Origin of the sequence: Empedobacter sp. 225-1 (genome assembly GCF_030328185.1) — a bacterium.
In the GTDB taxonomy this organism is placed as follows: domain Bacteria; phylum Bacteroidota; class Bacteroidia; order Flavobacteriales; family Weeksellaceae; genus Empedobacter; species Empedobacter stercoris.
In genome coordinates this window covers 62128-69082 of record NZ_JACALO010000013.1, presented here as the reverse complement: position 1 = coordinate 69082, position 6955 = coordinate 62128, and the positions used below count along the sequence as shown (strand labels likewise).

Below are 6955 nucleotides of genomic sequence, written 5' to 3'. Positions count from 1 at the left end.
TGAGTACGTTTGACATAATTGCTTCTTTCTTCCATAATAACGATTTCTTTTTTGTATCGCTATTTCAGGACGGGACATTTTTAGATTTAAAAAAAGCCTCAAGATAATTTAAGGCTTTTTATCCTAAATATTACTCAAAAGCAATTATTGAAAGATTTGTATTTTCTATAATTTCTTTTTGTTTAAGCTTCTCAATATCAATTACACCAACTATATGGTTGTAATTTTTACTCTGATAACGTTCTTCTATTTCCTCAAAAAAACTTGAAACATCATCTGTTTGGTTTTCAAATCCAATGTAAACACGTTTTTTCCCATTTTGATTAAAAATACCCTCGTGTTGATTTTCATATTTTCGAATCGAATATTTATAGTCATATTTCAACGCAGAAATATCACTCAAAACCGCTGAAGATGTAGGGAAACGCCCAGCTCCTTTTCCATATAAAAACTGCTCATCGGAAAGCGAACTTCCGATCAATACACCATTGTATTCATTATTTACTAAAGCAATCGTTTTATTAAGCTCAACAAAAGTTGGTAAAACTGTAGACGTAATTTCTCCTGTTTGATGATTTATTTTTGAATTCGCAATTAGCTTAATTGTGTAATTTTTTTCGTTCGCATATTTAAAATCTTCAACTTTCAAAGCAGTAATCCCTTTACGAATAATAGCTTCTACTTCAATTTTTTTACCAAAAGCATGTAATGTAATAATCGACAATTTACTCGCTGCATCAAAACCTTCCACATCTGCCGTTGGATCAGCTTCAGCAAAACCACTTTCTTGTGCTGCTTTCAAAGCATCTTGATACGATTCATTTTCATTCGCCATTTTAGTCAAGATGTAATTTGTTGTTCCATTCACGATTCCAGAAACATAATTCAATAAATCATTATCGAAATATTCTTCTAAATTTCGAATAATTGGTACAGAACCACAAACAGAGGCTTCATAAAGGAAAGAAACATTGTTTTGTTCTTGTAATTCTAATAATTCTTTGTGATGGTCAGCAATCAATTTTTTATTGGCACTTACGACATGTTTCCCATTAACAAAAGCTTTTTTGATGATATCATAAGCTGCATCTGCATCAGAAATCAATTCTACCACAACATTTATTTCATCATCATTTAAAATATCTTCTGCATTTGTTGAAAATAATTCAGCTGGTGCATTTCGTGTTTTTGAATCATCTTTAATTACAATTTTTTTAATCGCTGCATTTAATTGTGGTTTCTCTTCTAAAACCTTATAAATCCCCTCTCCTACTACGCCAAATCCGAATAATCCGATATTTATTTTTTTCATTTATTTATTTCTTTACTATTGATTTTATCAGAAAATGTGAAGAAAAAAGGAAATTTTAAAATAATAACAATTGAATCAGTTGTATTAAGAATAATACTGAATGATGGTTATCGTAGTTATTTATCTTCCCTTAACAGGATGGAATTAGCACCTTGATTGTAATCAGGTTGCTAAAGTTTCTTAGGGCCATTTCCCTCCACTTTTCTTGATAAAATATAAAATTTTACTTGAGCTATTTCTGAGGGCAAATTTAGTACAAACTATTTCAATTTTCCAAATATTAAAACATACATTTGTTTATAATTTTCTAATTAAAGTTCTAATATGATTTAATTTCAGAATTATTTTCTAAAATTTTTATTATTTAATGATTTGATTCTATAAAAATGATTAAAAAGTAAAAACAAATCTTCTAATTAATTCTGGAAAATTCAAAAAACCTAATAATATTCTAATTTAAAACACCTTAAATAAGTATTAAAGATATTTTTTACATCAATTAACGTATTGTAAGAATATTTTTCTACGTCATTGATTTTACAACCAAAAATAATCAGGTTAAGTTTAGGGAATGATTAACTTATTTTGACATGTCTACTTCAAATAATAATTATAATGATTATCATTTTTTTATTTTAAAAGGAAGAGATAATTTTGCAGATAACCTTATAAAGAATAGATGGAGGGATTAGGCCCGTAGATATCTTGGCAACCCAAAGGAAAGTTGGGTGCTACATCCTACTCAAAAAAGAGAAAGATAAGGACTTACCTCGCAATTCTTCCCATAAGGTTTTAATAAAATAGTAAAATGAAATTAAACGATATACTAAAAGAACGTATTGTTATTTTAGATGGTGCTATGGGAACAATGATCCAAAAGCATAATTTGCAAGAGGAAGATTACAGAGGAGAAAGATTCAGAAATTTCCATACATCTTTAAAAGGAAATAACGATTTATTGGTGTTAACACAACCACAAATTATCAAAGATATTCATAGAGAGTATTTAGCTGCTGGCGCAGATTTAATTGAAACAAATACATTTAATGCGAATATCATTTCGATGATTGATTATGATATGGTTGATTTAGTTGATGAATTAAATTCGGAAGCCGTTCGTTTAGCGAAAGAAGCTTGTGCGGAATATTCTACTCCAGACAAACCTCGATTTGTTGTTGGTTCTTTAGGTCCTACAAATAAAACAGCATCGATTTCACCTCAAGTGAATGACCCAAGTTACCGTGACATCGATTTTGACACTTTAGCTAATGTTTATTTTCGACAAGCTAAAACAATGTTAGAAGCAGGTGTTGATGTATTGTTAGTTGAAACTATTTTTGATACCCTAAATGCTAAAGCAGCATTTTATGGAATTCAAGATGCGATCGAAAAAACTGGAATCAACGTTCCATTAATGGCTTCAGGTACGATAACAGATAAATCTGGACGCACACTTTCTGGACAAACAACTGAGGCATTCCTTATTTCTTTAGAACATATTGATTTACTTTCAGTTGGTTTAAATTGTGCGTTAGGTGCTACAGATTTAATTCCATACTTAGAAGTTTTAGCAGAAAAAGCTCCTTTTTATGTAAGTGCATATCCAAATGCAGGTTTACCTAATGCTTTTGGTGGATATGACGAAACAGCAGAAATGATGCGTGAACATATTCGTCCATTTTTAGAGAAGAAATTGGTCAATATTATTGGTGGTTGTTGCGGAACAACACCAGATCATATCAAATTAATGGCAGATTTAGCAAAAGAATACGAACCTCGAAAAATCAATGTTGCATGTCAAGCGTAAAAATTCAACTTTCTGGATTAGAACCATTAATTGTACGCGAAAATTCAAACTTTGTAAACGTTGGAGAACGCACAAATGTAACTGGTTCAAAAAAATTCTTACGATTAATCAAAGAAGAAAAATTTGAAGAAGCGCTTCAAGTTGCGCGTGATCAAGTAGATGGTGGCGCACAAATTATCGACATCAACATGGACGAAGGTATGCTTGATGGTGTAGCTTCAATGGTAAAATATTTACGATTAATTGCTTCCGAGCCTGATATTTCAAAAGTTCCGATTATGATTGATTCTTCTAAATGGGAAATCATCGAAGCTGGATTAAAAAATGTACAAGGAAAAGCAATTGTCAACTCTATTTCTTTAAAAGAAGGAGAAGAATTATTCATCGAGCACGCCAAAAAAATCAAACGTTACGGTGCTGCAACTGTTGTAATGGCATTTGATGAAAAAGGTCAAGCTGATAATTACCAACGTCGTATTGAAATCGTAAAACGCTCGTATGATATATTGGTCAATCAAGTAAAATTCAATCCAAAAGACATCATTTTTGATGTTAATATTTTCCCTGTTGCAACAGGAATGGAAGAACATCGCCGAAATGCAATTGACTTTTTTAATGCAACAAAATGGATCAAAGAAAATCTTCCTTATGCGTTAGTTTCGGGTGGAGTTTCCAATGTTTCGTTCTCGTTTCGTGGTAACAATGCAGTTCGAGAAGCAATGCACTCAGCCTTTTTATACCACGCAATTCAGCACGGAATGGATATGGGAATCGTTAATCCTGAAATGATTGAGATTTATGATGATATTCCAAAAGACTTATTAGAACATGTTGAAGATGTTTTATTGGATAGACGTGATGATGCCACAGAACGATTGATTGATTTTGCTGAACATTTAAAAGGTGTTACAAAAGAAAAAAAGAAAGATGATTCTTGGCGTGAATTACCTTTAGAAAAGCGAATAGAAATAGCTTTGGTAAAAGGGATTACTGAATTTATTGATGAAGATACGGCTGAAGCATTAGATCAAATTAAGTCACCACTTCAAGTTATTGAAGGTCCATTGATGGATGGAATGAATGTCGTAGGAGATTTATTTGGAAGTGGTAAAATGTTCTTACCACAGGTTGTAAAATCGGCTCGTGTGATGAAAAAAGCTGTAGCCTATTTAACACCTTATTTAGAAGAAGAAAAACTAAGAAATAAAACTGACAAAGAACCATCTAAAATATTGATGGCAACCGTTAAAGGTGATGTACATGATATCGGAAAAAACATTGTTTCTGTTGTATTAAGCTGTAATGGTTTTGAAATTATTGATTTAGGTGTTATGGTCTCTTCTGAAAGAATTTTAGAAGAAGCTCAAAAAAATAAAGTCGATGTAATTGGACTTTCGGGATTGATTACGCCTTCTTTAGACGAAATGGTACATGTTGCTAAAGAAATGAAACGCTTAAATCTCGATATTCCATTAATGATTGGAGGTGCGACTACATCAAAAGCCCACACCGCTGTTAAAATTGCTCCGCAATATGACAAAGCTATTCACGTATTAGACGCTTCGCGTTCGGTTACCGTTTGTCAAAAATTAATTGGTTCACAACAAGCAGAATTATTTACAGAAACGGAAACAGATTATACTAAAATCAGAGAAGGTTTCTTAAATCGCGCTGTTGCAAAAGAATACCTAACAATTGAAGAAGCTCGTAAAAATAAATTGCAATTAGATTTTGAAGAAAATAAACCATTCAAACCAAATCAATTGGGTGTATTTACGCATCAAGCAAATGTAACTGAGTTAAAAGAATTTATCGACTGGACTCCTTTTTTCAAAACATGGGATTTACATGGAAAATTCCCTGCGATTTTAGATGATGAACTTGTCGGTGAAAATGCCAAAGAATTATACATTGATGCATTGTCAATGTTAAACAGAATCGAAGCCGAAAATTTAGCAAAACCGAAAGCTGTTTACGGTTTATTTAAAGCGAATACGATAAACGATGACACGATAGAATTGTTTGATGAAAACGATCTTAAAATAGAAGAATTCTACACACTTCGTCAGCAAGCGAAAAAATCGAAAGATCAACCAAATATGTCAATTGCTGATTTCATAGCACCGAAAGATTCAACTATACAAGATTATATTGGCGCTTTTGCTGTAACTGCTGGTCAAGAAATTGAAGAAGTTGCTAAAGCGTACGAAAAGAACTTGGACGATTACAATTCGATTATGGTCAAAGCAATTGCTGATCGTTTAGCTGAAGCTTATGCAGAATATTTACACAAATATGTTCGAACAGAAGTTTGGGGATACGCATCTGACGAAAATTTATCAAACAATGAATTAATTGCTGAAAAATACAAAGGAATTCGTCCTGCTCCTGGTTATCCTGCTTGCCCTGATCATTTGGAGAAAGAAACAATTTTTAACATATTAGATGTTGAGAAAAATGCTGGGATCGAATTAACAAGTTCGTTAGCCATGTACCCTGTTTCATCAGTTTCGGGATATTATTTTGGGAATCCGAAAGCTAAATATTTTGGTGTCGGAAAAATTAAAATGGATCAAGTAGAAGATTTTGCTCAACGTAAAAATATAAATTTAAAAAAAGCGGAACGTTGGTTAGGACCAAATTTGGCTGATTAGAAATTAGTCAGATTCTTCGACAAGCTCAGCATGACAACAAATCACGAGTTTCGAACTTCTGACTTCAAAAAAAATGCGTTAGGGATTGTAGTGAAAATCCTTTGCTGACCAGCAAAGATTGTAACGAAAAGCCCGCCCGAAGGGAACGCCCTAAAAAAAGAAAATATACAATTGGAATTCGAGCTTCGAACTTCGTTAAACGATAAAATAAAGAATGAAAGTTACTGAACATATAGAACGTGCGAATGGAAAACCGTTGTTTTCTGTTGAAATTTTACCTCCTTTGAAAGGTCAAGATGTAAATGCAACGTTTAAAACTTTGGATCCTTTAGTGGAATTGAATCCTGCTTTTATCGATGTGACTTATCATCGACAAGAGTATATTTACAAACAAAAAGAGAAGGGTTTGTTGAAGCGGTATCAAGTGCGAAAACGACCTGGTACAGTAGCGATTTCTGCTGCTATCCAAAATCACTATAAAGTTGACGCAATTCCGCATTTGATTTGTGGTGGTTTCACAAAAGAAGATACAGAAGATGCTTTGATTGATTTGAATTTCTTGGGCATTGATAATGTATTGGTTTTACGAGGAGATCCGATTAAATCTGAAAAATCATTTGTGCCAGAAGTTGGTGGACATGCGTATGCTTCAGAATTAATTGAACAAATTACTGCTTTGAATACTGGAAATTATTTGGATGATGATTTGCAAGAATCGCATCCGATGGATTTTTGTTTGGGTGTAGCTGGTTATCCTGAAAAACATTTCGAATCGCCAAACCTTGCAATAGATTTGCATTATTTGAAAAAGAAAGTTGAATTGGGAGCTGATTACATTGTGACACAAATGTTTTTTGACAATCAGAAATACTTTGATTTTGTCCAAAAGTGTCGAGAAATGGACATTAACGTTCCGATTATTCCTGGAATAAAACCGTTAACAACTTTTAATCAATTGACTAAAATTCCACAAAATTTCTACATCGATTTACCCGAATCCTTGTCGATGGAAGTGTTGAAAGCAAAAGATAAAGAAGCGATTAAAGAAATTGGCTTGGAGTGGTGCGTTCAGCAATGTAAAGAGTTAATGGAATTTGGTGTTCCTGGATTGCATTTTTATACGATGAGTAACTCGATTAATACAAAAAAGGTTGCTGAAGCGATTTTTTAATACCATAAATA

General features: G+C 32.7%; 4 protein-coding genes and 2 riboswitches. Of the genes, 3 read left to right on the top strand and 1 reads right to left on the bottom strand.

The annotated features are described in order from the left end of the window. Positions 1–130: 130 nt before the first annotated feature. Positions 131–1312 carry a homoserine dehydrogenase gene (locus HX088_RS05700; protein WP_260543266.1) on the bottom strand — a complete coding sequence of 394 codons (1182 nt, stop codon included), beginning with the start codon at positions 1310–1312 and terminating at the stop codon, positions 131–133. 117 nt (positions 1313–1429) lie between these two features. Next, a riboswitch (SAM riboswitch) is annotated at positions 1430–1527 on the bottom strand. Positions 1528–1975: 448 nt separating this feature from the next. Further along, positions 1976–2076, top strand: a riboswitch (SAM riboswitch). Between the two features lie 44 nt (positions 2077–2120). On the opposite strand from HX088_RS05700, the gene HX088_RS05695 reads away from it, so the two are divergent. The 3 genes from HX088_RS05695 (at position 2121) to metF (ending at position 6944) form a co-directional block, all read left to right on the top strand. Next, positions 2121–3119, top strand: coding sequence for a homocysteine S-methyltransferase family protein (locus HX088_RS05695; protein ID WP_171622805.1), 999 nt, complete (start codon positions 2121–2123; stop codon positions 3117–3119). Next, a complete protein-coding gene (metH, locus tag HX088_RS05690; protein ID WP_286483649.1) occupies positions 3107–5773 on the top strand; it encodes a methionine synthase in 2667 nt (888 codons plus the stop codon). Before HX088_RS05695 ends, metH begins: the two co-directional genes overlap by 13 nt. Before the next feature lie 214 nt (positions 5774–5987). Beyond that, positions 5988–6944 (top strand): methylenetetrahydrofolate reductase [NAD(P)H], encoded by a 957-nt coding sequence (gene metF / locus HX088_RS05685; RefSeq protein ID WP_286483648.1) that lies wholly within the window; start codon positions 5988–5990, stop codon positions 6942–6944. Positions 6945–6955: the final 11 nt, after the last annotated feature.